Raw genomic sequence first — 25,492 nt, forward strand, 5'->3', positions numbered from 1 at the left:
TCATGCTTTTCCCTGCCATAATGCTTGAGAATGAATTTTGGATATCAGCTTCTCATAGAGCTTATGCATATGATGCTCAGTGCTGTAGACATTGATTTCATCCAAGGGAATCCATTTGACGCCACTATTCTCGTCTTCTTTTACCATGAGCCAATCATTTTCATCCGCTTCAATTAAATAAGCAACGGATAAATGCAAATGAGGAGATACATAGCGTCCTCTTTTTATATGCCCTAATACGGTCAAGACATCCAGGGAGAAAATGTCTGAGGATACAGGCTGAACAGTCCTTACCCCAGTCTCTTCCTTTAGTTCTTTGATGGCAACAGCTAATAAGTCTTCCTCCCCGTCGGCATGCCCTCCTATCCAAGACCAAGAATTATAGATATTATGGTGGATCATGAGAACCTTATCTTTGGCTCTGTTCACTGTAAACGCCGAGCTGGTAATATGTGCGACCTCATTGTTCCTCGTTAAAACATCCTCGAATACCTCAGTGCAATATAAAAAGATTTCTTTATCCTTTGCTTCCTGCTCATTGTAGGGAAGATAATTTCTTATTAGCTCAAACATTTGCTGCTCTCTCTTTCGTTAGGTTATTAAGACCATTTTAGCAGAACTGTTGCTATTTCACTAACCGACTCAACGATAGGGAAAACATTCAAACGTCGAGACACCCTATCTTCTGAATCTTACATTTTAAGATAATAGTTCTATACGATTCTCAGATCTTTATCCAAAAACAAAGACCAGGTTAGACCCGGTCTTTTGCTACATCTTTTCCAATTTTATCAGCGTCATAAGGAAGGGGAATCTTCTCTGTGTTATCTGGCTTACGAGACTTATTATTGGTTTTTTTAGCCATGGTTAGTTTACCCCCTTTTGAAGTGTCACATTTAAGATTCTCAGATTATCAAATTATATACTTGGTTTTAGCTGGAATATATTCAGGGTTGCAGCAAACTAAGAAAAAAAGTTTGCTGCAACCCCCTTTTCATATCTCATGATCTTGTCTGATTTTTATGGAGCAAATCCAGCAAATGTTTCTTCACCCCAATCGCCTCGCTGGAAAGAAGAATGTCCGGATCACGCGGCCTGGAAAAAGGGACTGCAATCTTTTCTAAAATACAGGCTGGACTTTGACTTAAGACGATAAGCAAGGGATAGAACAGGCGCTTCACCATAGGAGAAAACACCATGACCACCCCTGCGACCAGGCCAAAAATTATGGAAAGTATAAAACCTGTGGTTGTTTCCATAATCGTGGTCAAGGTATGCGTCCAAAGCAGGTCTCGTGTGTGCCAGAAAGCCTTTGCTATTGCTGCCGGCGACGGAATAAGCCATAAAGGTATCTTAAAAAAATCAACCATGATCTGCCAAACCACAAAGCAGACCAATAAAAGCACGAGTGCCGGAATACTATCCCGCCATTTCTTAGGGAACCGCCCCGTTTTAAGCGACATCACTGCATCACCTTACTTCTCCCGGTACTTTTTGATCTTTTCTTCGATGGTCGTTCGACCTGGGTTGTAATCCATCTTAATATACGTCATCACACGGGAAGCCCCAGCTTTAATACAGGCATCCTGAGCTTCGCGCACAATAGCCCATAATTGATCCGGCTCGCCCTCCATTGTCGTTTCCATCGGACCTACCTCATACGTCACGCCGCTGGCAGCTACGACTGCGATGGCTTCATCCACCACTTCAAACAGTCGGGCATCTTCTACTTTTGGCAATACTTGAAACGCCATCATAATCTTAGCCATTCTTTAACCCTCCTTCTCAATGATTCCTTTCAGCAATCAAACCGAAATGTTTTGATGCCGATAGGCCTGGACAAGTGCTGTCAATTTGGGGGAAATTACAAAAACCACGCATGCTGTGCGCGGTTTTCTTAAACTTTGCATAGGAGAGGAAATTGTGCAACCCCATCACATTATCATCTCACTGGAATTAAGAGGATCAGAACCTGGCCGATTAGGGGTATTCTGCCAATTTCATCGCGGCGAATCACCTTAAAATAAACTAAGATGATGAGATATAACAGGAGCGAAGTAAGCATCGCCAACATTGTCGTAAATCCTAATGTTAAGTCTCTATGACTTAGATAAGTAACGATAATTTTACCACTATACCCCATAGTTATCCCTGCTAAGAATATCTTTATCCCCTCTAAGGAATTAAAATAGAATCCAATTAATTTGTAGACAGACAAAAAATGCAGTAATGTCTCCAAAATAACTCCTATACTTATTGCCAAGATCACTCCATAGATTCCAAGCCTAAAATGAGCTGCTAAGGGGTAGATGAACATAAGCGTGGAAGCTTTGGCAATCATATTATTGAACATGGCTGTTTTCGCATGCCCTAAGCCAATCAAGGCGGATTGGAGAGGAGTTTGGAAATAATGCAGCAAAAAAAATGGCGCAATGAATTTCAAAAAGGGTGCTGCTTGCGGTGATTTATAAATCACTGTCATTAATTCGGGCGCAAATAGGTATAACAGTACCGTACTGGGAACTCCGACACTAAGAGCAACAGATATCGCTTGATAAATTCTGCGGTGGATTAAACGACTATTATTCTTGGCGCTCGCTTCACTGATCGCGGGAACCAAAGTAACCCCCAGCGACTGGTTAATAAACCCCGGGAAAAAAAGCAGCGGCATGACGAAGCCTGTTAACATTCCATAATCTTTCGCGATCATGGCGGAACTAACTCCGGCAATTACTAAGCTTTTGGTGATAATAATAGGCTGAACAGCCTTGGAAATTGAAAAAATCAACCCATTACCCATGGTAGGAAGGGCTGTCTGTAATAAATCAACAACTACTGCCTTTCCATTGGTTATTTTACTCCAAAGGGAATTGGGAATGTGAAATTTCCTACGGTGTGTAAATCTAAACATCCCCATCAAGTAGAACAAAGAGACGGCTTCTCCGATCACACTGCTGAAAACAGCGCCTGCAGCAGCATATTCAACCCCATAAGGAATCAACCGCTGAACTAAGAAGTAAGTAAAGCAAATTCGTACAGTTTGCTCAATAACTTGAGACAAAGCGATCGGATTCATCGTTTGCATTCCTCGGAAATAACCTTTGAGGATACCTGAAACCGCAACGATTGGAATAATTGGGATCAGTGCCATAAATGAATAATAAGAGCGCTGATCTGTTAAAAAATATGCAGAAAAGACGTTGCCGCATAAGATAGCCACAGCCACTACCACAATGCTCAGACTTCCGGTAATGGCTGAAGATACTATAAGTATCCTCTTAACGTTCGCCCCGTCTCTTTGAGCGTCTGCTTCCGCCACTAATCTCGATATCGCAACGGGAAGTCCTATTGTCGTTAGAGTAACCATCAAGCCCATGAAGGGCATAACCATCATTTTTAGCCCAATTCCTTCAGAACCAAGAACTCTTGCTTGAACCACTGAATTTATTAAAACTAACAACTTTGTTATAAAGGAAGCTAACGTGAGAACAAAGGCTCCTTTTACCAAACTTTGTTTCTTCATTTTGTAACCTTCCTACAGATGGATTAGGTTACATGTATATGCAAATCTTGAATCATTAACACTTGTTTTGGGCCTTTATTTCTCTATCCTTTCACTCCAAAATGTTGAACCTAATATAAGGATGCCTCCAACGATTTGCACAAAATTCATACGTTCCCCCAAGAAGATTGCCGCAATGATCACTGCCGAAATAGGATCAATATAACTTAGAACGGCTATCGTTTGTCCCTTTAGTTCTTTAATCGCAGTGAAATATAGGAAGTAAGCAACACCTGTGTGGATGATACCCAGAATAAGTATAATAATTATCGACGATGACGTTAGCTTTGAGAAATCTACTGTGTCTTCTAATAAAATATAGGGCAGCATCACAATGCTTGATATGATTAATTGTACTAATGTCGTCTCAAAACCAGAGAGATCCTTAATAAATTTATTCATTAAAATGACACTGGCATAAAGCACTGCAGCTAAAAGGCCATATAGTATGCCGATCAAATGATTGCTCGCACTGCTTGTGTCGCTGCCTCCGAGGTTAATTAAAGATAATCCAATCATGGCAGCAATAAGGCAGCCTACCTTACCTGGCGTTAACCGTTCTTTAAGAACAAAAGGAGCTATCATCATTACAAAGATTGGAGCAAAGTAATAGCTTAGGGTAGCGTTTGATATGGTCGTATACTTGTAAGCTTGGAATAGAAAAATCCAATTACAACCAATGGCTGTACCTGAGACCACTAAAAGCACAATATTTTCTCTGATTGATTTAAGCGAAAGCTTCCGCTTGACAAGAACGCTGGCAAAAATCAAAAACAAACTTCCAATGATCCCTCTGAGAAAGGCGATTTCACTCGAAGGCAGATCAATTTTCTTCACAAAGACCCCAATACTGCCGAAGATTAGCATAGCCGTTAAGATTTTCAGTTTCCCTTTCACCTTTTCCTCCTATCTGATCCCTCTGATGTCCAATATTTATGAATTATAAATTCTCCTTTTTTTTGCTAATCCCTACTACTTCTTGCACCTTATTTATTGCATCGAATTTTCATCGCCCTGAGAATATCCGCCCTTTAATCCCTCGGACCATAGATAGCTCACTTGTATTCTAATCAAGCTTACATACTGACAAACTCCTCCCAAACTTTTCGCGACATCCAACCGTTTAAGATTGATAAATATTTGTTTCATAGAGACCTCATTCAAATTCTAGGCCTCAATAAACACTTACCCACAAATTCATAGAGTAAGACTAAATACCTGTTCCGAATAACATAAGCTTTTCCCGAACAGTCTGAGCTAATTTCTCTTCACCAACCTTAAAATGGCTAACTAAATCTTCCAGTGCCTGATTTGAAGATAAGGAGTCCGATACTCCACTCATAAATGCTCGGCGCAGTTCTGTGTCAACATTTATCTTTGTAATACCTGCTTTTATTGCCCGCCTGATAGCATCATCCGACAGGCCAGAGCCGCCATGCATAACCAACGGTATCTTCACAGCAGCCCGGATAGCCTCAATGCGTGGATAATCAAGCTTTGGAGTTTCACGATACCAACCATGGGCTGTTCCGATGGACACCGCTAACCAATCAGTTCCTGTCAACTCTGCAAATTCTTTCGCTTCTTCCGGGGTTGTCAAATAAGCTTCGTTCTCACGGACTTGAATGTCATCCTCTACGCCGGCAATCTTTCCTATTTCTGCTTCAACAGCTACATCTCTTACTTGGGCCATAGCAACGACTTTTTTCGTATTCGCAATATTCTCTGCCCATGATAACTGAGATCCATCATACATCACGGAATCAAACCCTAAATTAATAGCCTTTTGGATTTGATCCAGATTCCGGCTGTGATCAAGATGGAGATAAACCGGGGTTTCATAAATATCTTCATACGTTCTGGCAATGTTAATTAGGACTTTCATGTCAAGATGCTGAAGGGGCTTTTGTCCGAGCATCAAGAGCACCGGGTCAGCGAGTTCCTTTGATACCTTGAGAACTGTTTTGATCATTTCGGCATTTTGAACAGTAAAAGCTGCTAACCCATAACGTTTTTCACGAGCCTCGAACAGCACATTCCGAACATGTTTTTTCATCATAATTCCCCCTTGTTTTGTTTATCCAACAATAATCTGGTAAGCACATCTAAATTCCTGTTCAGGTACCAAAAAAAGAATACCTTCTTTCTCCGTGATCCGCTTGCTTTCTCCAGTAGTATCAGTTACTCCGTACCAAGGCTCAATACAAACAAAGGGTGCTTCTTCCGGTTTGGTCCAGATACCCATATAAGGAAAGCCCATAAAGTTAACGGTTACGGATTTACCAGATTTCCGTCCTCTTAAAGTAACGTACTGGGATTTTAAATTTTTGAGAATTAAAGCATCCTTTTTGAAAAGTTCCCGAGATAACGGTAAGGTATTATCGTTCTTCAACAACAATTCTGTCTGCCCAGATCTTAAGCCGTCGTCAAGTAAAAGACGTTTGGCTGTTTCGGCTGTTTCGAAAACTAGTTCATAGTCACTAAACATTTCATCAGGCAAAAGCGGGCAGTTAAATCCTGTATGAGCTCCAATAGAAAAACAAATAGGTTTGTCGTCCGCATTTTTCACATTGTATTGTATGATGACCCCCCTACCTACCAGCGTATAACTGATATCAAGCAGGAATTTGAAAGGAAACTTGGCGAGGGTGGCATCGTCATAATCCAGACGATATACAACCCGGTCATCGGCAGCCTCAATTTTCCGAAACTCCATATCTCTGGCAAATCCGTGCACATTAAGACAATATGTGTTGTCACCTACTTGATATTGGTTATTTGCCAATTTCCCAACAATAGGAAAGCAAACAGGTGCATGCCATGGCCAATATTTAGAATCCGCTTGCCAGATAAATTCCGTTCCGTCATCTTTCGATTTCAGACTATACATTTCAGCCCCTTTAGAATTCACTTCAACCGATATAAATTCGTTTTCCAGTTTAAACATCTACCTTGCCTCACTTTATAAAAATTCTAAAAGTAAATCCTTACCGTATATAGAAAACTCGGCTTGTGCCCGAAGACACTGTCTTCGCACTTGTTAGCTTGCGAGAGCAGAAGCCGTTAGCGGCACTGATGCGCTGGCCATAGATGACCAAGTGTCCCTGAACCAAGGATGGCGAGAAGGGACCTGTAGAAAGTGATTCCACGGAGTTATACTTTCTGCCAGTAAGAAAAAGGGGATGCAGTAGTGATTGCACCCCAGAGCGGAGAGTGATAAGTCATAATTACAATTGTGCCGCCGCAATCGACCACACTTGACGGGCGCTGTCGGCTTCCGCCAGAGGTTCTCCCATTTTATTTTGCAGCCAAGTCGTAAATGAGGGATCAATTCCACTCTCTGTCAAATAACGAGGGTCGACTGGGCGCTCCAACCCCGCAATGCCTTTCAATTCAACCAATTGTACTTTTTGTCCTTCGGCAAAATCGATCAAATCCGAAGGCAAACCCAGCATGACGTTGCTCTTACTCTGGCCTAAAACTTTGACAGCCTGTCTTCCCAGAAAAATGGCTTCTTGGCGATCACGCTCACACAAGGCCCAAGTATTAGCCCGCTGCAGAATACCTAAAACCTCGCTTCTGGAAGGGATTCCCCGGCTACGTAACTCGGAAGACAACAACTGAGCAGCCCCACCCGGTACCTTGCTTCCACCTATCTCAAATTCGGCAATTGGGTTTCCATCTGCTGCGCGAAGCCCTTCGCTGACAATAACCAGCATGCAGGGATAATTATGAAGATGTTCATTTACTCTCGTGAAAAAATTCTCTAAGTTAAAGGAATTTTCCGGCAGATAGAAATGGAATGGCGGATAATCAGGTAACGAGCTTTGCGCCAGGCTTCCAGCCGCGGCTAACCATCCAACATTTCGTCCCATTACTTCAACAACCCGTACACGTTCGAAATTACGCATTGCCCAGAGATCTAGAGCTAACGATCTAACGGCCTCTCCAATAAATTTGGCAGCACTCAGATAGCCTGGGGAATGATCTGTTCCCCACAGATCATTGTCCACTGTTTTCGGGATTCCGACTACTTGAACTTCCGGACATGCAGCTGCAACTTGGTCAGCAGCCCACATTGTCCCATTACCGCCGACTAAAACTAACTGACTAATACCACGCAGCTGCAGATTGCTGCGTATCGTTGACAACCCTTGTGAAGTCAGTGGGTATCTCCCTGCCCCCAAAACTGCCCCAGGTTGAGATTTAAGAGCCTCTAACTGCGCTTCACCAAGTCCTTCTAAATGCATTACCCGATTCTTAATCAAACCTTCGAACCCGTTACAAAAGCCCAAGATCTGATTATATTGGTTTGAAGAAGTTGCAGCCTCCACAAAACCAGCTAGGCTTGAATTCAGCACAGAGGTGGGACCACCGGCCTGAACAATAGCTACATTTGCTTTCACGAAAAATAATCACCTCCAAAAATATTGCCTAGTCCAATCTGTTTTTGGTCTTAGGTTAAAGGCCCGCGAGAGACTTTTGAGCATGAACCCGACAAACAAGCGTAATTCCACCGCCTACCAGCAACATTCCCCCAATTTGAACAAAATTAATGGGTTCATGCAGCCACCAAGAGCTTGTGACGATAGCAACAACCGGAGTAAACAGATGAACAACACGAACCAGCCAGGTTGGCAGTCCCTTTAAGGAACGATAATAGGCCAAAAACTGTACCACTTGAAAGACAATGCTTGTCAAAACCAATAACCAGATTACCCCATTGACCTCCGGCAATGCTCTAAGCTCCCCCGTCCAAGCTGCTCCACAGAGAAATACGACAAAACACATTCCGGAATTATAATACGCCACCAAAATACCCTCGACTCCACTGAGCCTATGTTTGATAATCTCCGCATTAATTGCCAACAAAAAAGCGCTGCCAAGGATTAAGAGGTCACCCACCGAGCCAATGCTGACTCCCTCCCAAGAGATTTGCAAAACCAGGCAGACTCCAATAAGCATGGCGCCCATCCCTGCCCATTCCAGCCGATTCAACTTCTGCTTCCAGATAAGATACCCGATAACAAGGCTAAAGAATAAATCCCCCCGCATCAGTATGGCGACATTAGCCGGTGAACTGAGCTTCAACCCCCAGTTCTGCATCAGGTTCAGGGCGGAAGACAGAAAGCCTACCAGATACAGCTCGGGATAACGTTTACCGGCTGCCCAAATCAATCCGCCTTGGCGTCGTATTAACAACACCGCAAGAAAGATAAGATGAGTTCCGCCCATTAGGGCCATACTAAAGAAGATAACCGGCACGTTAACAATACAGATCTTAGTCAAGCTAAGCAGGATTCCGATTAAAGCAGCAGAGAGAATACCATTGATCATCCCAATTTTCATAACCTAATGACCGCCTTTATTCTGTCATACTAACCCTTTACCGCGCCCCCGGTTAGTCCTTCAACAAGATAGCGTTGTAAGAGAATGAAAATAATCAGTACCGGAAGCGTGGTTATGAAGGATGCTGCCATCATCCCGCCCCAGTCACTTTTAAATTGACCGGCGAAAGCCAAAACCATCCCAGCTGGCAGAGTCTTCATGGCGATCTCATTAGTAAGTGTTAAGGGGAAGAGTAAGTTATTCCAAGCATCAAGGAAGGCAAAGATCCCTGTCGCCACAATCCCGGGAGTTATCAAAGGCAATACAACAATCCGCATTGCCTGCATACGGCTGCATCCGTCAACCATCGCTGCTTGTTCAACTTCTACCGGTACAGAATCGATAAATCCTTTGATCATCCAAATTCCAAAAGGTAGAGCAAAAGAAGTGAAAGCAATGACCATACCAAAGTAGGTGTTTAATAAATGAGCTTTCACATAAAGGAGATAAAGTGGGGCAAGCATGACAACTAAAGGAAACATTTGGGTTACTAATACACTAACGAGTATTTGATCGCGAAAGCGGAATTTCAGACGAGATAAGGCATAACCCGCAAAGGTTGCCAACACAATCGTCAAAACAACGGTTAATAAAGCAGTAAAAAAACTATTAAAGAAGAATCGGGGAATGGGGTTGATTCCCGAAGTTAGACCAATATAATTCTGCAAGGTCGGATGCATTGGCCATATTTCCGGAGGATTCTTAAAGACATCCAGGTCCGTTTTCAGAGAAGTCGATACCATCCAAAAGATAGGGAATAGGGACCAAACCAAGAGAGCGGCCACTGAGCCCCAGACAAATATTGCCCAGCCTGATGAAAATCGCCGTCGAAACATTCTTTAACCCCCTCTTACGTTATTATTGCGTGATTACAATTGATCCTGTTTAGAAAGCATTTTTACATAAAGGCTGGAAAGCACTAATAACACTAGACACCAAACAACTCCAACCGCCGAGGCATAACCGATATTGAACTGCTCAAAGGCCAGACGATAAATATAGATAACAAAGGTCGTCGTTGAGTAGACCGGACCACCGCCGGTCATAGTGTAAATTAAGGGGAAGTTATTGAAGTTACGAATGATCATTAATAAACTGGTTATTATAAGAATTCCACGGAGGTGGGGCAACGTTACATGAACAAATTCTTCCCAACGCCCTGCCCCTTCTACAATAACAGCTTCTTTAATCTCCGCTGGAATTGCCTTGATACCGGCCGTAAACATTAAAATATAAAACGGAATCTGATTCCAAATATTCGCAACCACTACGGCGATATTTGCCAATTTATCGTCCATCAACCAGGGCAAGAATTCTTTAATAATTCCCAGATGCTGCAAGATCATGTTGACCGGTCCGACTTGGACATCAAAAATTAACATGAATAAAAAACCCACTATGACACCAGGGATGAGCCAAGGAACCAATATTACTCCCCTTACCCCAGCCAATCGTTGCGGCAGCTGATCAATTGTTATTGCCCCAATTAAGCCGACGATCAAACTGACAACTACCGAAACACCCGTAAAAATTACGGTATTTTTTAGAGACAACCAAAATACGTCATCATGGATCATCTTGGTATAATTTTCGAGCACACTTAGCTTCGTCTGATCTGGCCTGGTTAACTCATAATGAAACATCGACAGTACTAAAGAACTTATTAAAGGATAAAGTATTACAATACCGAGGACAAAAACCGCGGGAAAGATTAATTTCACATGAAGCGGTATCCGTATCCTTCCCATACTCCGTGGATTGTCCTGGCTTTCCGGCCAATTCGCCATTGCGGCTCCCCTCCTATGCTCATCCGCATATGCTTTACTACCTAATGTATTTCACCATAAACCACCGTCGATGTAATAATCCTATTTTCGCTTTGTGCGTCAAACAAATGAATATTTCCCTGGAACGGTTTTACCTTGACAATGGAACCTACCTCGGGGGCTTCTTCAAACCCGTTTTGCTTAACCACAATTTCCTCACCGGAGTTCAGTCGGGCATGGATGATTACCTCGGCTCCAATGTGTTCCACGACTTCGACTTTACAAGAAATGACGTTCTTGGTCTCATTTTGGTCAGCACGGGCAAAACCTTCTGGTCGAAGCCCCAAGATGGCCACAGCTTTATCAAGGGATGTCGATGTCTCGGAGAGAGGAAATTCAACGGTAAAATCTGGCGCTTTAAAATAAAGCTTATTCTTATCAACTTCCACTTTACCTGTGACGAAATTCATCGGCGGAGACCCGACAAAACCAGCGACAAATTTGTTCACAGGATAACCATAGATTTCCTTTGGTGAGCCGACTTGTTGGACTAGGCCGTCTTTCATCACCACAAGCCGTGATCCCATGGTCATGGCTTCAATTTGGTCATGAGTTACGTATACAACTGTAGCTTTAAGGTTTTGGTGAAGTTTAATAAGTTCTGCTCTAGTCTGGACACGAAGCTTAGCGTCCAGATTACTGAGAGGCTCATCCATTAGAAATACCTGAGGATTCCTAACAATGGCCCGCCCTAGAGCAACCCTTTGCCGTTGCCCCCCAGATAATTCTTTGGGGAAACGATGAAGGTACTTTGATATGCCTAGCATCTCGGCAGTCTCTTTAACGGAGGCATCAATCTCTTGTTTGGGCCTTTTTCTGATGCGCAAACCGAAAGCCATGTTGTCATATACATTCTTATGGGGATATAAAGCATAGCTTTGAAAAACCATGGCTATATCCCGATCCTTTGGTTCAAGCTTAGTAACATTACGATCTCCGATAAAAATGCTCCCCTCGGATGGCATCTCCAACCCGCAAATCATCCGTAACGTTGTCGTTTTACCGCATCCGGAAGGTCCTACAAGGATCAGAAACTCTCCGTCCTCAATTTCAAGATCAGTCGGGTATACAGCAGTTGTGGTACCGTAGACTTTCGAGACACCTTGCAATTTAACTCCTGCCAATTATTTTCCCTCCCAAGTTAGTCTTATAGTTTAAAATTTGGTCAGAAGGTTTAATTAATAGAACTTATTACTTAACGATTAACGAATTAGGTCATCATTTTCTTTCATAAGCAAAATAAAAATCTACATCAACTATGTTCAAATAATGTTAAAATATTGCAATATTACAATATTTAGGTCCAAAAATTTTACCTTTCGAGGATGAGAGGACGCTGAAAATTGTTGTTGTTCACTTTGATCGTTGTAGTCGGCCAGGTGGCTGGTACTGTTGTTAACAACTTCAGTCCGGCTGGAGTAACCAGACATGTATCTTCGCACTTGGTATTTTCAACTGTGGGATTCCAGGCCATCATTTGATTAGCTTGAATGATCTCCAATCTTCCCTCGCCTGCCCGATACTCACGTGGTGCATAACCAATGGCACCGCCCTGATGATGACGCTTCCATTCTTCCCGATGCCCCAAATCTGCGTAAGTCCTGATGCTCTGATCAAAGACCTGCTTACTCGCCGCTCCCACAACACTATTCTCCCAAAAAGACCTTTCAACTGCTAAACAGCTCTCATAATTCTGTCGCAGAACCTCCGGAATCTTGCCGAAATAAACCGATCTCGTTAGGGCCATGTGCAAGCCGCCTTGTTCACCAACCAAACCGACAATAACGTACTTATTAACATTGTTCACTGCGGGCACTGGATGCCGGAATTTTGTCCGCTCATCCGCTCCCACCAAGAGCACATTGGCACGCACTCCTAGATTGAGTAGCCGGCTTGACAATTCAGCCTGAATGTTCCATTCCGAACAGCCAGGAACAATGGCTAAGCAGGCAGCAGACAGCTCATCTGAACAGATCGCTGCCAGCTTCTCAGCCCGCTCCACCTCGTGGACGGTCAGGCTGAAGCGGAGCCTCTTGAGCTCAGCTTCGATCACCGGCCAATTGCCCATAGGAATATCCGTACCTATTTTCTTATTCCCCACTAATCTTTCAATTGCCTGCTGTCGGTCTTCATACCATTCGTAAGTCCAGGGCTCAAAACCCGTATCAGCGGCCTGCTCCTGCATCAACCTCTCGATTTCATTTTTAGGAGCGACGAGGAATTTACGGCCCATTACGAGAACCAAGGCAGCACACCCTGTTTCCTGACCCCAGACAACCCGGTTATTGCCACCTGCTGTCATCCAGGCAAAATTGGCTGTTCGGGAAAGACAGATGCCGTCAAGCTCATTTTCTTTTAATAAGCTTAAAACCCTCTGTTCCTTAATAGCAATTTCTTCTAGCTTTTTAGACATTTTGATCCTCCGTTAAAAATTAATCATTCGTAAATCGAGAAGTTCAGCTAGTTCCCTAAATTCACAAGTGAAATCACCGTAAGTCACAATGTAATGATGTTCAACACCTTCGTACAAAATTGTGTCCAAGGTTTGTTGCACTGAGCCAGAAATCTGAACAGGCAAACTATTGCCGCTATAGAGCAGCTTGGTCTCGATACCCGTACCTGAGCCAAGCAAAAGCCTCAAATCTCCGTTATGATCACTGCTTAAACGGCTTATCGTCACCTGACCGCCTTTCAAGGGGAAATATAGGGATAGAGGGATCTTCCGGTTCGGGTGAACACCGGCCAGCGGTATTGTATCTGGCGCAATCAGTGAGCGTGGTCCATTGCCGCAATGCCAAAAAATCAACTGGTTTCGTTCTTCTTCGGCACCGACTAAATCAGCAATGAAATTAGCTTGAGAAGAAAGGTAAGATCCGATGAGCATTGTCACAGCCGCATTAATATCTGCCTCACAGGCAGCCACAATACCTTCATCGTTTAGACGACTGAGAGCATAACATACAGCTCCCCCAAAGTTCGCCATAAATTCTGGCCAACACTCTACAGCGACCGCATCAAGTGCCTTCTCGGAAACCATTTCTTTGAGTGCCAAATAGGCTTGAACTGATTTTCTGGTCGCGTTCATTTCTAAGTTTTCCGTTCCGGCTAAATTAGTGATATATTGTTGAATATCCTCGACTTCAATTTCTTGTGCCCGAGAAAATACTTCATTGAGCGAGATATATTCAACCGAAATTCCAAATTGCTGAAGCAACAATATCTCATTGAAATTAGAGGGATAGTAACCGGAAGGTCGGTGTCCAAACAGCCCGATGCGTTTTCCTCTCAGCCACTTGATTGCTCCAGCAGCCCGTGCAAAAGCTGCTACCTTCTTAACCGTCGAAGGCGAATCAGGGCTGCCGTAAACACCTTTGAATTTGATGCCGGCATTCACCAGCGCGTGTGCGCCCAAGTTGAGGCCGCAGAATGAATTGAGACTCAACCGCTTACCGGTAGGCTCCTCCTTGGTCGCCCAAATCAGAATAGGCAATTTGACATTACTGGCCAGATTCAGGATTAGAGAAGCATCGCAGAAAGTTCCCTGTATAATAATTAGAGCATGTAAATCCGAACGATTGTTGATCGATTCAGCCAAGGATAACGCTTCAGCACCTACGGCAACTGGTTGCTCAAACACTTCCGTGGCAATACCCGCCCGTACCAGAGCCGATTGGGCATTGTGAAAAAAGTCCTTAGCCAGATTCACATCAAACTGGGGTCTAACAAAAAAAACTAGACCGACCTTTGAATTACTCTTTAACATATCTTACGCCTTCCATTCCTATTGTTTTTAAAGTTCGGAGGCAAGTGGGGTAACCCACTTGCCGTACGGTCCAGATCGTCAATCCAATTACTTATAGCTCTGTAGCTTAGTTTGTAGAGTTTTAAGAATATCTGGAATCGGTTTTGTCGTGGTAATGACTTCTTGCATACTAGTCATGACATCAGTAGCATATTTACTATAGTCCGGACCCCAGGGAGCACGAACTTCGGTTGGGGCTACTGTTTCAGCAAAACTCTTAAGTGAGGGGTCGGTAAATTGTTGTGGGAAGCGTTGGCTGGCACTTTTAACTACTGGTACGTATCCTGTAGGAAGCACGTAATTTTTAAGGGCAAAGTCACTCCCCGCTAAGAACTCAGCGAATTTTGCAACCGCTGCTTGGCTTTTAGACGCTTTAAAAATAACGAGATTGTGGTTTCCAGGTATGCATTGGGATTTGCTTGTACCATCGGGCAATTTTGTCACTGCCCATGTTTGATTAAACTTATCATCCGTTAAGGTTTTGTCCATACTTTGGACAATTCCTTTAAAGCAAGGCTCATCTATACCGAACAGCAGGTTGTTTTGAGCGGCTAGAGGTCTGAATTCACCAAATTTTTTCCCAGGCAAAGTATATCCTTTTTGTATGATTCCTCGCAGCCATTCGGCATAGGAGCCCATCTGACCGGCATTGACCTTACCGTCCTTAATTGCCCCGTAAGATTCCATCAGCGGCCATTCTTGCTCCAAGCCAATGGTCCGTATCGTTGTATCAACCTGCAGCATTACTACACTTTTCGGTAACTTTTGCTTAGCAATGTCCATGTCTTTGTTCAGTTCATCCATAGTCTTTGGCGGGTTATTGGGATCCAATCCCGCAGCTTGCATCAGCTTTTTGTTATACCATAAACCCATCGGTTGTCCTGCCCAGGGAACAGCATAGTGCTGATTGTTCAATACACCTAATTCGTAAGAAGCTTTATCCATATCCGACATGAATTGTTGCGACAATAAGTTGTCGGTTGGCGACAAGGCCCCCATGGAAGCTAAACTAATCGCTGAAGCATTATCAACTTGGGCAATATCCGGTGCATTACCAGCACTATTCATAATCGTTAACTGATTTAAAATATCACTTACAGGAATAGGCACGTTTTTGACTTTGATATTCGGATTTTGTTTCTCGAATTCGGCGATAGTATCCAGTGTCTTTTGTTTGGTTGATTCTTCAGCAGTAGCCCAGTTCACAAACGAAATTGTTACAGGTTGCTGACTATCGCTTTGACCAGCAGCGGAAGTGGAATTGCTTGTACCGCAAGCAACAGTACCGAAAACTAATAACGAGCATATCATGGACAAGCTGAGCAACTTTTTCATCAACATACTCATAAACTCCTTCCGATCCCCAGTTTTTTTATTCTCTAATTCCAAACATTTCGACAATTTATATTATAATTTATGCTTTTTGTATGCACCTTCCTTGCTAGATGTAATTCCGATATTTCTCCTTCCAGATCCTCCTGCGCCGCAAATTCTCGCAGAATCCCCATAGCTATTTGTGATCTTTTTCACCAGATACTACCATGTTCGGTCTCCTATGGTATTGCTTGGTTGTAACGAACGCATAGGAAACCGCACAATCACCTCCCCCCGAAAGCAACTATGTTTGATTTAAAGCTTGAATTGAATTACTACTCGATCCTCATCACACTGTATGGCACGTGCAGCAACAGGGATGATTGTAAGGAAAAATCATGCAATAGGTGTTATGTTCTATTCATTCCTAGAGGAAAAGGCCTTCTATGTTTCTACTCGTGTGCTGCTGAAGTAAGACCTTATACTTGTACCTATCTGCCCGATATGAGTTAAGTGAGAGTTCAACAGGCTGTTCACCGCAATAGGCAATACGATTCATGGTGAGGATTGGAAAACCGATTTTAATTCCCAGATACTGTGCTACTTTTTTATGGGCAATCCCCGCGCCGATCGTTTGTTCAGCCTTAGTTAAAACCAGGCCCAATTCCTTACCAGCGATATCGTACAGGCCAATTTTAGTTAAGTCAGAGGCAGCCATCCGAGAGCCATATTCATATGGCCAATAGCTTTGCAAATAAGCAATAGGCTCATCATTCAGTTTTTGTACCTTTTCGATCAGAAACATCTTTTGATCGTTAAAGATAGATAACTCAGGGACTCTTTCCAATTCTTTAGCAGTTATTTCGATGGGACAGAGATTGATCAACTCGGCACTCGGTGAAAACCCACGGCTGATCATTTCTTGAAAGAAACCCGTCAAAAGTCCCAGCGTTTCTTCTACAGGCTTATTCTTGACAAATGTTCCTTTACCCGCTTTGCGATCGAGCAGTCCTTCCTGAACTAATTGCCCCACGGAGCGCCTTACAGTTGTACTGCTAACGCCATACTGTACCATTAAATCCTTGTCAGTAGGAAAAGCATCTCCCAGATTCCAGACTCCGTCCCTAATGGCATCCCGTAGAGTGTTTGTTAATTGATAATGTAAAGGTATCGACTCCATTTTCTTTAATTCCACGTTTCCTTACTCCCTTACCCAACAATATTGCAATATTACACATTCATGATTAGATTATATCAAACAAAGTTTATCGTCAAGCGAAGGAAATTGGATATTAAACGGCTTATGTAACCGTATGGAATTTTCACTCTTACACTCTAAGTAGATAGGTAAGAAAGATTGGATTATGAGCAATATTGCAATATTGTTTGTTTTTAAATATTGCAATATTGCATATTTACAATGTAATTTTAGTATGGTAGTATTCTCTTGTCAAGAGGGAATTTTTGAGGAATTCTCATAATTCATATTAGTTAGGAGGAAATACCATGTTAGAACCATCTATTCAGATGCTCAACAAAGCTAGACAAGGACAATACGCTGTTCCAGCCTTTAACTTCCACAATTTAGAGATATTACAGGCTATTATCGAAACTGCTGAAAACCATCGTTCTCCGGTAATTCTCCAAATCACACCCACCTATCTGGAGAAAATCGGAGATGTTGCCGCGGCGGCGATGGCTCGAGGAGTTGCCAAGGCCGCTAAAATACCCGTTGCCTTGCACCTCGATCACAGCAACAGCCTCGAGTGGATTCAGTGGGCACTAGAACATGGTTTTACCTCCGTGATGATTGACGCCTCCGCGCTGCCGTTAAACGAAAATATCGCCCATGCCAGGAAAACTGTTGAGTTGGCTCGTGCACATGGTGCCACGACTGAGGCTGAATTGGGACATATCGGTGGAATTGAAGATTCACAAGAAACTGGTAATCCTGACATGGCCCTGGCCGATCCTTCAGGAGCCGTCAAGTTGGTAACTGAAAGCGGTATAGATACTTTTGCTCCCGCTGTAGGAACCGCTCATGGCTTGTATAAATTCACACCAAAAATCAATTTCTTACTGATTGAGAAAATTTGCACCCTTGTGAAGGTACCGTTAGTTCTCCACGGCGGTTCGGGAATTCCTGATGACATGATCCGCGAGGCCATCAGAAAAGGTATTGCCAAGGTCAATATTGGCACTGAATTAAAAGTGGCTTGGGCTAGGTCCATGGCAGAAACATTGATTACGGAGCAAGAACCCTGGAAAGCCGTTCTCAAGGTGCGGGAAGCAGTAGGACGAGTTGTTGCGCATAAAATCAGCTTATGCGGGTCCGAAGGCAAAGCGTAGTGAATGGTTTTTTTCTTTAATAACCTGGTTAAGGTGTGATGAAAAATAGCTAATTTGAGAGTCAAGAATTCCCGATTTAGTCGTACTTTAACTGCTGTCAAAGGCAAAATCCCTTGGATCACCAGTCGAGTGAACTGGAAAAGCCGGAATTCCCGTTTTGTCGGTATTCAGTTTAAGACTTTAATGACTGTTTTGCCAATAATCATTCTGACAGGGGTTAACGACTTTACCGCTTTAGCAAGACAAGCTGCAGTTGCGGTCAGGGAAATAGGTCTTCAGCTTAATGGCATGGTAACTGCGATCAAGGAAGTCGCCCAAATCCCTCAGGAAATCGCCGGTAGTATGGAAAGCATTGTCGCGATGACTGAAGAGCAAGATGCTTCGATGGGAGATATTCGGCATGCGGCAACCATGTTAGCGAAAATGGCTGAAGATCTTGAAAGCAACATCAAGTTTTTCAAACTATAAGCTCCATGAATTCTAAATTTAAACTGGAGGCGAATAAACTTGGAACAAAAAGTCCTAAATGTAGGATTGATCGGTTTCGGGGTAGCCGGTCAGGTGTTTCACGCTCCGACGATTACTGCTGTTCCGGGTCTGCGGCTGGCAAAGGTTGTTGAGCGTCATGGTAATAAGGCGAGCAGCCGGTATCCGGGGGTTATGTCAGTCCCTTATGTCGAAGATGTTCTGACTGATCCGAATATCGATCTCGTGATTGTGGCGACTCCCAACGCTACTCATTTTGACTTAGCCCGTCAGGCTATTCTGGCTGGGAAACACGTGATCGTCGACAAGCCTTTTGCCGTGACATTTAGCGAAACCCAGGAACTAATTAGATTGGCAAAACAGAAACAAAATGTCTTAAGCGTTTACCAGAATAGGAGATGGGATGGCGATTTCCTTACCGTTAAGCGCGTCGTGGAAGGGGATTTTCTGGGAAAACTAGTCGAGTATGAAGCTCATTATGATCGCTTTGTTAACTATATCCGGCCATCAACCTGGAAGGAAAAAGAGGGTCCGGGCTCGGGTATCCTTTATGACTTGGGATCACATTTGGTTGACCAAGCCTTAGTCTTATTCGGGGTACCTAAGACTATTACTGCTGACATTAGAATTCAGCGGGAAAATAGTGACATAGAGGACAGTTTTGAACTGATCATGGGATACGATCAATTAAAGGTCACTCTCAAGGGCGGGTTATTGATCAGAGAACCAGGGCCACGCTATACCCTGCATGGTACCCAAGGCTCATTTATCAAGTTCGGCCTAGACCCGCAAGAAGAAGCCCTCAAGCAAGGTGCAACTCCCGGGGCCGGTTCTGCCTGGGGTGTGGAGAGTCCGGAAACATGGGGAACTCTGAATACTACTCTTAACGGTATACATTTTGTTGGAAAGATCGAGACGATTCCTGGGAACTATTTAGCTTTTTATCACAATATTTATGATGTTATTGTCAACGGTGCTGAACAAATGGTCGACCCGGAAGAAGCCAGCAATATTATCCGGATTATTGAAACCGCCATGGATAGCCAAGCACGAAGGATGACTGTAGACATATCGTAAAATGCCATCTGCGGGTTCTTCGGGACCCGCAGTATCTATTTCCAAGGCAAAAAAAGCGGCTGCGTCACTACGAACGATTTAGTTCGTTAATGCAGCAGCCCCTTCTTGCCTATGTTTTACTTTTCTAATCCCATTCCTCCCAGACCTGAGCCACAGATTGGATCGCTTCTCTAACATTCGCTAAATGACTCAGCATTCTTTGATGCGCTAATTCCGGATCTCTTTGTTTAATCGCTTCAACGATTGAAGCATGATCCAGAACGGATAAACGTTGCCGTCCTGGAACCATTAGAGTTCTGGATCTATTTTCACCGAGCAGATCCAACAGGTTAAGCATCAGTCTCATCAGGACAAGATTACCTGCTGCCTCCACAATCTTTAAGTGGAATTCAGCATCAAGCAACGCGAGTTTTGACTCACCCGCATCTCCTAATTCTTTTCCTTTACAAACAATATGTTCGAGTTGTTGAAGATCCTGCTCGTTTGCGTTCTGAGTACACCAAATCACTGCCTGGCTTTCCAAAACCTCCCGTACCTGATATAACTCTTCGACAGTCCCTCGTGAGATTTGAAGTAGGGAAGCTAACCGAGAGACATCTTCCGCTTCATCCACCTCATTAATATAAGCCCCCATACCATGCCGGATCGTAACTACACCTAAACCGACCAACATTTTTAGTGCGTCCCGAATCACTGTCCGACTCACAGAAAACATAGTGCACATTTCGCGTTCGGGAGGCAGCTTATCACCCGGTTTAAGTTCGCCGTTGTTAATTGCTTGCATAATCTGATTTTCAATGCCTTCGGATAGGTTGCCATAGAATTTAACAGGCTCAAACATAATCCCCACCGACCTTAATTTATTCCAAAGGGGTGTTAATAATAGGTATCATTGAAGATGCATAAGGCAAAACGGCTACTTTCGGAGAAGTATAATTAGGCAAAGCCATATCCAATGCTTCCTGCAATGAGGATGTCACTTCTATCATCAAAGTTTTAGCAAGTGTGGGGGGAATTTGGTCTGAAACAATAATTGTCCTTGCTTTTACTAAAGTCCTGGCCCAAAGGTAAGCCTTATGAGGGCCGATGACGAACTCTTTGGATGCAAATGATTCCATCACTTCACAGGGGGTTTTATACAAGGACATTTCTTGTTCAAAGCTTTCTTCCCCTGTCCCTTCTATACACTCGGCAACTAAAATAATAGTACCGCCTTCTTTAACAATCTGGGAAGCAGGTGTTAATGCCTTCTGAGCTTGGTAAACATTGATATCCTTTGGATATCCCCCGGCGAAGCAATCACTATATCGGCAGGAGCCATAGGGACCCCAAAAATTCCTTTAGCAAATTCCACCCCTTGACGATGGGCCTCTAGCGGATGTCCGGCAACTGCTTTTACCACCTGTTTCTTATCGTTAAGAGCAACATTGACAATCATATCAACGCCAATCATTTTCCCGATATCTTCTAAGTCCAGACGAGCCGGATTATCTTCTAATCGCCCTAATTCTGCCCCAGGGCTAAATAGCCGAGCATGATTTCCTGTGATAGTAGGACGACCTCCTAACCCAATAACCGCTCCTTTGACTCCTGCTGTAAAGCCCATAAACTGGTGAGCATCTATCATTCCAGTTATAATACGGTAATCAGCCTGGGCAAAATATTTATTAACGTATACGGGAGTTCCCTGAGCAGAAATCCCCAGAAATGCTAACATTCCCTCATCGTCTGCATCGTGAGGAACGATATTTTTAATCCGGTCTAATAAGTTTTCTCCTAATATATACTTTAAATCTTTAGGTGTCGCTGGACGATGTAATCCTCCACCTACAAGAACAATGATCTGATCTTCAGTTATATCCAATTGATTTAACCAAAGGACAAGTTCTTCCAAAATCAATCGACTGGGTACCGGACGTGTAATATCGCTGACGGCAATGGCAATTTTTTGGGCCTTAACTAATTTATCTTGCTTTATATCTCCGATTAGATTTTTTATGGCGAAACGAATCTGTAATGAAGGGTCTTGCTCAGGTTCAACCTGACGTAGTTTTCCATACATGCATTGTACCGATTCAGGCACATTACAATCCTGATTTTCTCGTCCATAAGGAACCTTAATTTGCATAGTTTTCTCCCTTCTAATTAAATACTATGGTTTAACCCATATATTTTAGGCTGTTTTAAAAAACATACGAAGAATGAAAAGGAGTATAAGATTTAATAATTATTCAATTAAATCTTATACTCCCGAAACTCAATCAGTAAGCATTCAATCCACTTTTGACCAGTCTTTTAAATTTCTGTTGCGACATACTTCAAATCCATAAATTCCTCAAGCCCTATTCTCGCGCCCTCTCGACCGATGCCGCTTTGTTTTACCCCACCCATCGGCGCATATGCCACTGATGGCAATGCATTATTGAGCCCAATTATTCCGAATCTCAGAGTTTCTGTGACACGGATAGATCGAGATAAATCATTAGTATAGACATAAGCCGCGAGCCCCATATCCGAACTATTTGCCTTTATAATAACCTCTTTCTCATCCGTGAACTTGAATATTGGAGCAACAGGTGCAAATAATTCTTCACTTGCGAGTGCCGCACTTTCCGGCACATTTTCCATAATGACAGGAGGAACATAATAACCTTGAGCAGGCACTTCAGCTTTGGGCGCTAAAGACCTAGCTCCAAGTGCTTCTGCTTCACTGATTAATATCTCAATTCTATTTTTACTCTTTAAATTCACCATTGGCCCAAGATCAAGATCTATCTCTTCCATTGGGTTGCCGATCTTCATTTGCGAGATTTTACTAGCAAAAACAGCAGTAAATTTGTCATATATCTTTTCGTGAACATAAAAACGGTTTGCTCCTATACAGGATTGCCCGTTATTCCTGAATTTCGCAATCATTGCGCCTTCAACAGCCTTTTCAATATCGGCATCATCAAAGACAATGAAGGGAGCATTTCCACCTAATTCCAAAGCTAAACGTATAATTCTATCTGACGCTTGACACATTAAACTACGCCCAACAGGAGTAGATCCTGTAAAACTAACGACACGTACCGCAGGATGTTTCATCATCGCCGCTGTTGTAGCAGCAGCCGGCCCTTGAATTAAATTTGCCACTCCCTTTGGAATACCGGCATCCTGCAAACATTTAAACAACTCTATGACACTTAATGGAGCTACTTCAGAACCCCTGGCTACAACGGTACAGCCTGCAGCCAAAGCAGGAGCCAATTTTCGTGCCTGAATAGAGACTGGGAAATTCCAAGGGGAAAGACATAACGCGACTCCAGCCGGTTGTGTATAAGCAATATGCCGTTTGTTAGCTGCATCACCAGGAATATATTGTCCATAAGGTCTTCGTACTTCTTCCGAGAACCATTGGAAATATTCAGCAGAAAACCTCACTTCACCAACTGCTTGAGAAACGGGTTTCCCTGATTCTGAAGCCAGAATTTGGCCGATGTGATCTGCTCTTTGCCGCAAGAGATCTGCCACCCGATTTAAGATATTAGCCCTTTCTCGTACAGAGGTTGAAGACCATGCTACGAAAGCACGATCAGCAGCGTCTACAGCCGATAAAGCGTCATCAACTCCACCGTAACCTATCTCGCAAAAAACTTTGCCAGTTGCAGGGTTAACAACACCTTTGCTTTCTTTATTAATTGCCTCTTTCCATTCTCCATCGATAAATAGCGACTTTTTAATCTCTGTTTCCATAATTATTTGCTCCTTCCAAAATTTTTTAAATAATAGTTCCACCTTCGTCGATGAGCCTCTACCGGATGTTCGGCAATCGCTTGTAGATATCTTCTAAGTCTAGACGAGCCGGATTATCTCCTAAATGACCTAATTCTACCCCAGAGCTAAATCCCATCTAATAAATTTACCTCTAACTATATGTACTTTAAATCATTGCAAACCTGACTTTCTCGTCCATACGGAAGCTTAATTTGCATACTTCTAATAAATAATTTCTATTTTTACTATACTCGTTTTTCAGTCAATAACAAAGATTAGAAAAGGGTTTAAGATTTAATAATTACTCAATTAAATCCTAAACCCCCGAAACCCAATCAGTAAGCATTCGATCCACAAGATATAAAATAAACCTTACCTTAAGAAGACTTTGCTTACGCGCTCGGATAAAGGCGAGTCAGAACGAATTCGTGATGTCCCAGAGCCTCAGCATCGGTAAACCGACCACGGGCTGTTTGGATCATACACTCCATGACTTTATCCGCAGCTGTTTGGAGATTTAATTCCCGCGTCAATAAACCGCTGATATTAACGTCGATATGTTCAGCCATATATTTGCAAGTATTGGGGTTGGCAGAGATTTTGACCGTCGGAACTACTGGGTTACCCACGATGTTACCCTGTCCGGTGATAAATAAGTGCAGTGCCGCTCCGGCTGCTCCCATAAGGGTTATGAATTCAGCTGCAGCTGAAGAAGAATCCATATAGTGCAGACCCTTGCCTTTAGGAGGATAAGCTAAGCCCAAAACACTTTGAATGGGGCTTGTGCCCGCTTTTGAAATGTTACCCAGCGCCTTTTCCTCGATTGTAGTCAGACCACCGGCAATGTTACCTTGTGTCGGTTGGGAACCAAGTAAATCGGCACCACTATCTTCAATGTTTTTCAGATAGTTGGCATGGACTTGTAAAAATTCATCACTCAGCTCTTTGGTAGCAAAGTGTCTCGCTAAAATGTGTTCGCCACCAGTAATCTCGGAAGTTTCACCGAATATTACCGTGCCTCCCATTTTTACTAAGCGATCACCGACTACCCCGGCGGTCGGGTTACCAGCCAAACCGGACGTTGTATCCGATTCACCGCATTTGAAACTTATCGTCAACTCGGAAATGTCAGCTTCAACTTTTTGCAAAGAAGTAGCATATTGGACAAACTCTTGCGCTTTCCAGCATGCCATCTCCACGGTCTTCATTTCACCATTTCCTTCGATCCCGAAGTATGCCACTGGTTTGCCTGTTTCAGCGATACCGTCAGCAATTTTTTTCGCCCAGTTGGGCTCAATGCCTATGACAATGACTGCGGCCACGTTCGGGTTACACCCGGTGCCAATCAAAGTACGGAAGTGCAGATCCAAATCTTCACCAAACTGCAGCCGTCCGTAAGGATGCGGGAGAGCCAACGTTCCTTTGATTGCGCTTTCCACCTTGAGGACAGAGGAATTGGACAGATCGTCTACCGGAATAATCAACACCAAATTACGAATCCCAACGCTGCCGTTTTCCCGGCGATAGCCATAAATCTTTGTATCCATTTTTACCACCTCGCACTCTTTAGATTATGTGTATGCACCCAGTCCCCGACCTTGATGTCCATTGTTGCTTTACCGATCTTTTCACCATATTTGATGATAAAGTCACCGGCTTTGGCATCTTTAAGCGCTATCTTATGCCCTAGGGGGATGTCGTGGTTGGACTTCACCGTGATTTCATGGTCAGGATCCATAATGATACCAATGACAGTTTCTCCTGCCTTGAAATCCTCTACTGCTACGCCGACACTATCATCATCGGCATGTACCAAAAACTTGTGGCTGCTCATGATTTCTCCTCCTTGTTTTAAATTTAGCCTTCTAGGGTTGCGAAATGTTCGTGGAATTGGCTTCCACCTCTCACGCATCGTACTTCATTTCTGGATTT

The 25,492-nt window shown here is 43.4% G+C and carries 25 protein-coding genes; 3 read left to right on the top strand and 22 right to left on the bottom strand.

Annotation, left to right across the window (positions count from 1 at the left end):
* From VZF35_RS13710 to VZF35_RS13785, 16 genes are all read right to left on the bottom strand, one after another.
* Entirely contained in the window at positions 1–573 is a 573-nt protein-coding gene (locus VZF35_RS13710) for an NUDIX hydrolase (RefSeq protein ID WP_407305609.1), read from the bottom strand.
* A 428-nt stretch (positions 574–1,001) separates the two neighbouring features.
* Positions 1,002–1,466 carry a hypothetical protein gene (locus VZF35_RS13715; RefSeq protein ID WP_407305611.1) on the bottom strand — a complete coding sequence of 155 codons (465 nt, stop codon included), beginning with the start codon at positions 1,464–1,466 and terminating at the stop codon, positions 1,002–1,004.
* Positions 1,467–1,475: 9 nt separating this feature from the next.
* The gene (locus VZF35_RS13720; protein WP_407305613.1) at positions 1,476–1,769 is read right to left on the bottom strand and encodes an MTH1187 family thiamine-binding protein; all 294 of its coding nucleotides are present in this window, start codon (positions 1,767–1,769) and stop codon (positions 1,476–1,478) included.
* A gap of 173 nt (positions 1,770–1,942) precedes the next feature.
* On the bottom strand, positions 1,943–3,523 hold the full coding sequence (gene spoVB, locus VZF35_RS13725; RefSeq protein ID WP_407305615.1) for a stage V sporulation protein B: 1,581 nt from the start codon (positions 3,521–3,523) through the stop codon (positions 1,943–1,945).
* A 75-nt stretch (positions 3,524–3,598) separates the two neighbouring features.
* Positions 3,599–4,459, bottom strand: a complete 861-nt coding sequence (locus tag VZF35_RS13730; protein WP_407305618.1) for a DMT family transporter — start codon at positions 4,457–4,459, stop codon at positions 3,599–3,601.
* Positions 4,460–4,772: 313 nt separating this feature from the next.
* Complete coding sequence (locus VZF35_RS13735) at positions 4,773–5,618, bottom strand: ketose-bisphosphate aldolase (RefSeq protein ID WP_407305620.1); 846 nt, start codon at positions 5,616–5,618, stop codon at positions 4,773–4,775.
* 21 nt (positions 5,619–5,639) lie between these two features.
* Positions 5,640–6,509: an aldose 1-epimerase family protein gene (locus VZF35_RS13740; RefSeq protein ID WP_407305622.1), complete on the bottom strand. Its 870-nt coding sequence runs from the start codon at positions 6,507–6,509 to the stop codon at positions 5,640–5,642.
* Between the two features lie 280 nt (positions 6,510–6,789).
* Positions 6,790–7,968 carry a diphosphate--fructose-6-phosphate 1-phosphotransferase gene (locus VZF35_RS13745; protein WP_407305624.1) on the bottom strand — a complete coding sequence of 393 codons (1,179 nt, stop codon included), beginning with the start codon at positions 7,966–7,968 and terminating at the stop codon, positions 6,790–6,792.
* A gap of 55 nt (positions 7,969–8,023) precedes the next feature.
* A complete protein-coding gene (locus tag VZF35_RS13750; protein ID WP_407305626.1) occupies positions 8,024–8,911 on the bottom strand; it encodes a DMT family transporter in 888 nt (295 codons plus the stop codon).
* A gap of 29 nt (positions 8,912–8,940) precedes the next feature.
* Positions 8,941–9,786, bottom strand: a complete 846-nt coding sequence (locus VZF35_RS13755; protein WP_407305629.1) for a carbohydrate ABC transporter permease — start codon at positions 9,784–9,786, stop codon at positions 8,941–8,943.
* Positions 9,787–9,819: 33 nt separating this feature from the next.
* On the bottom strand, positions 9,820–10,737 hold the full coding sequence (locus VZF35_RS13760) for a carbohydrate ABC transporter permease (RefSeq protein ID WP_407305631.1): 918 nt from the start codon (positions 10,735–10,737) through the stop codon (positions 9,820–9,822).
* Between the two features lie 41 nt (positions 10,738–10,778).
* Positions 10,779–11,900, bottom strand: coding sequence for an ABC transporter ATP-binding protein (locus VZF35_RS13765; RefSeq protein ID WP_407305633.1), 1,122 nt, complete (start codon positions 11,898–11,900; stop codon positions 10,779–10,781).
* Between the two features lie 188 nt (positions 11,901–12,088).
* On the bottom strand, positions 12,089–13,189 hold the full coding sequence (locus VZF35_RS13770) for a M24 family metallopeptidase (protein WP_407305635.1): 1,101 nt from the start codon (positions 13,187–13,189) through the stop codon (positions 12,089–12,091).
* 12 nt (positions 13,190–13,201) lie between these two features.
* Positions 13,202–14,539, bottom strand: a complete 1,338-nt coding sequence (locus VZF35_RS13775; protein WP_407305637.1) for an L-fucose/L-arabinose isomerase family protein — start codon at positions 14,537–14,539, stop codon at positions 13,202–13,204.
* Between the two features lie 87 nt (positions 14,540–14,626).
* Positions 14,627–15,919, bottom strand: coding sequence for an ABC transporter substrate-binding protein (locus VZF35_RS13780; RefSeq protein ID WP_407305639.1), 1,293 nt, complete (start codon positions 15,917–15,919; stop codon positions 14,627–14,629).
* A gap of 400 nt (positions 15,920–16,319) precedes the next feature.
* Entirely contained in the window at positions 16,320–17,087 is a 768-nt protein-coding gene (locus VZF35_RS13785; protein ID WP_407305641.1) for a GntR family transcriptional regulator, read from the bottom strand.
* A 311-nt stretch (positions 17,088–17,398) separates the two neighbouring features.
* Between VZF35_RS13785 and VZF35_RS13790 the strand changes: the two genes are divergently transcribed.
* The 3 genes from VZF35_RS13790 to VZF35_RS13800 all read left to right on the top strand — a co-directional run bounded on the left by VZF35_RS13790 (position 17,399) and on the right by VZF35_RS13800 (position 19,804).
* Positions 17,399–18,241, top strand: a complete 843-nt coding sequence (locus VZF35_RS13790) for a ketose-bisphosphate aldolase (RefSeq protein WP_407305643.1) — start codon at positions 17,399–17,401, stop codon at positions 18,239–18,241.
* Between the two features lie 129 nt (positions 18,242–18,370).
* On the top strand, positions 18,371–18,709 hold the full coding sequence (locus tag VZF35_RS13795; RefSeq protein ID WP_407305645.1) for a hypothetical protein: 339 nt from the start codon (positions 18,371–18,373) through the stop codon (positions 18,707–18,709).
* Between the two features lie 39 nt (positions 18,710–18,748).
* The gene (locus VZF35_RS13800) at positions 18,749–19,804 is read left to right on the top strand and encodes an oxidoreductase (protein WP_407305647.1); all 1,056 of its coding nucleotides are present in this window, start codon (positions 18,749–18,751) and stop codon (positions 19,802–19,804) included.
* A 124-nt stretch (positions 19,805–19,928) separates the two neighbouring features.
* On the opposite strand, the gene VZF35_RS13805 is transcribed toward VZF35_RS13800, so the two are convergent.
* The 6 genes from VZF35_RS13805 to VZF35_RS13830 form a co-directional block, all read right to left on the bottom strand.
* On the bottom strand, positions 19,929–20,645 hold the full coding sequence (locus VZF35_RS13805) for a FadR/GntR family transcriptional regulator (RefSeq protein WP_407305649.1): 717 nt from the start codon (positions 20,643–20,645) through the stop codon (positions 19,929–19,931).
* Positions 20,646–20,664: 19 nt separating this feature from the next.
* Positions 20,665–21,075: a hypothetical protein gene (locus tag VZF35_RS13810; RefSeq protein ID WP_407314622.1), complete on the bottom strand. Its 411-nt coding sequence runs from the start codon at positions 21,073–21,075 to the stop codon at positions 20,665–20,667.
* Positions 21,045–21,932 (bottom strand): nickel-dependent lactate racemase, encoded by an 888-nt coding sequence (gene larA, locus VZF35_RS13815; protein WP_407305651.1) that lies wholly within the window; start codon positions 21,930–21,932, stop codon positions 21,045–21,047. Before larA ends, VZF35_RS13810 begins: the two co-directional genes overlap by 31 nt.
* A 167-nt stretch (positions 21,933–22,099) precedes the next feature.
* Positions 22,100–23,539, bottom strand: coding sequence for an NAD-dependent succinate-semialdehyde dehydrogenase (locus tag VZF35_RS13820; protein ID WP_407305653.1), 1,440 nt, complete (start codon positions 23,537–23,539; stop codon positions 22,100–22,102).
* A 413-nt stretch (positions 23,540–23,952) separates the two neighbouring features.
* Entirely contained in the window at positions 23,953–25,107 is a 1,155-nt protein-coding gene (locus VZF35_RS13825) for a UxaA family hydrolase (protein ID WP_407305656.1), read from the bottom strand.
* 2 nt (positions 25,108–25,109) lie between these two features.
* On the bottom strand, positions 25,110–25,394 hold the full coding sequence (locus VZF35_RS13830) for a UxaA family hydrolase (RefSeq protein ID WP_407305658.1): 285 nt from the start codon (positions 25,392–25,394) through the stop codon (positions 25,110–25,112).
* Between the last annotated feature and the right edge of the window lie 98 nt (positions 25,395–25,492).

The organism is Desulfosporosinus paludis (genome assembly GCF_045689965.1).
Classification (GTDB): domain Bacteria; phylum Bacillota; class Desulfitobacteriia; order Desulfitobacteriales; family Desulfitobacteriaceae; genus Desulfosporosinus; species Desulfosporosinus paludis.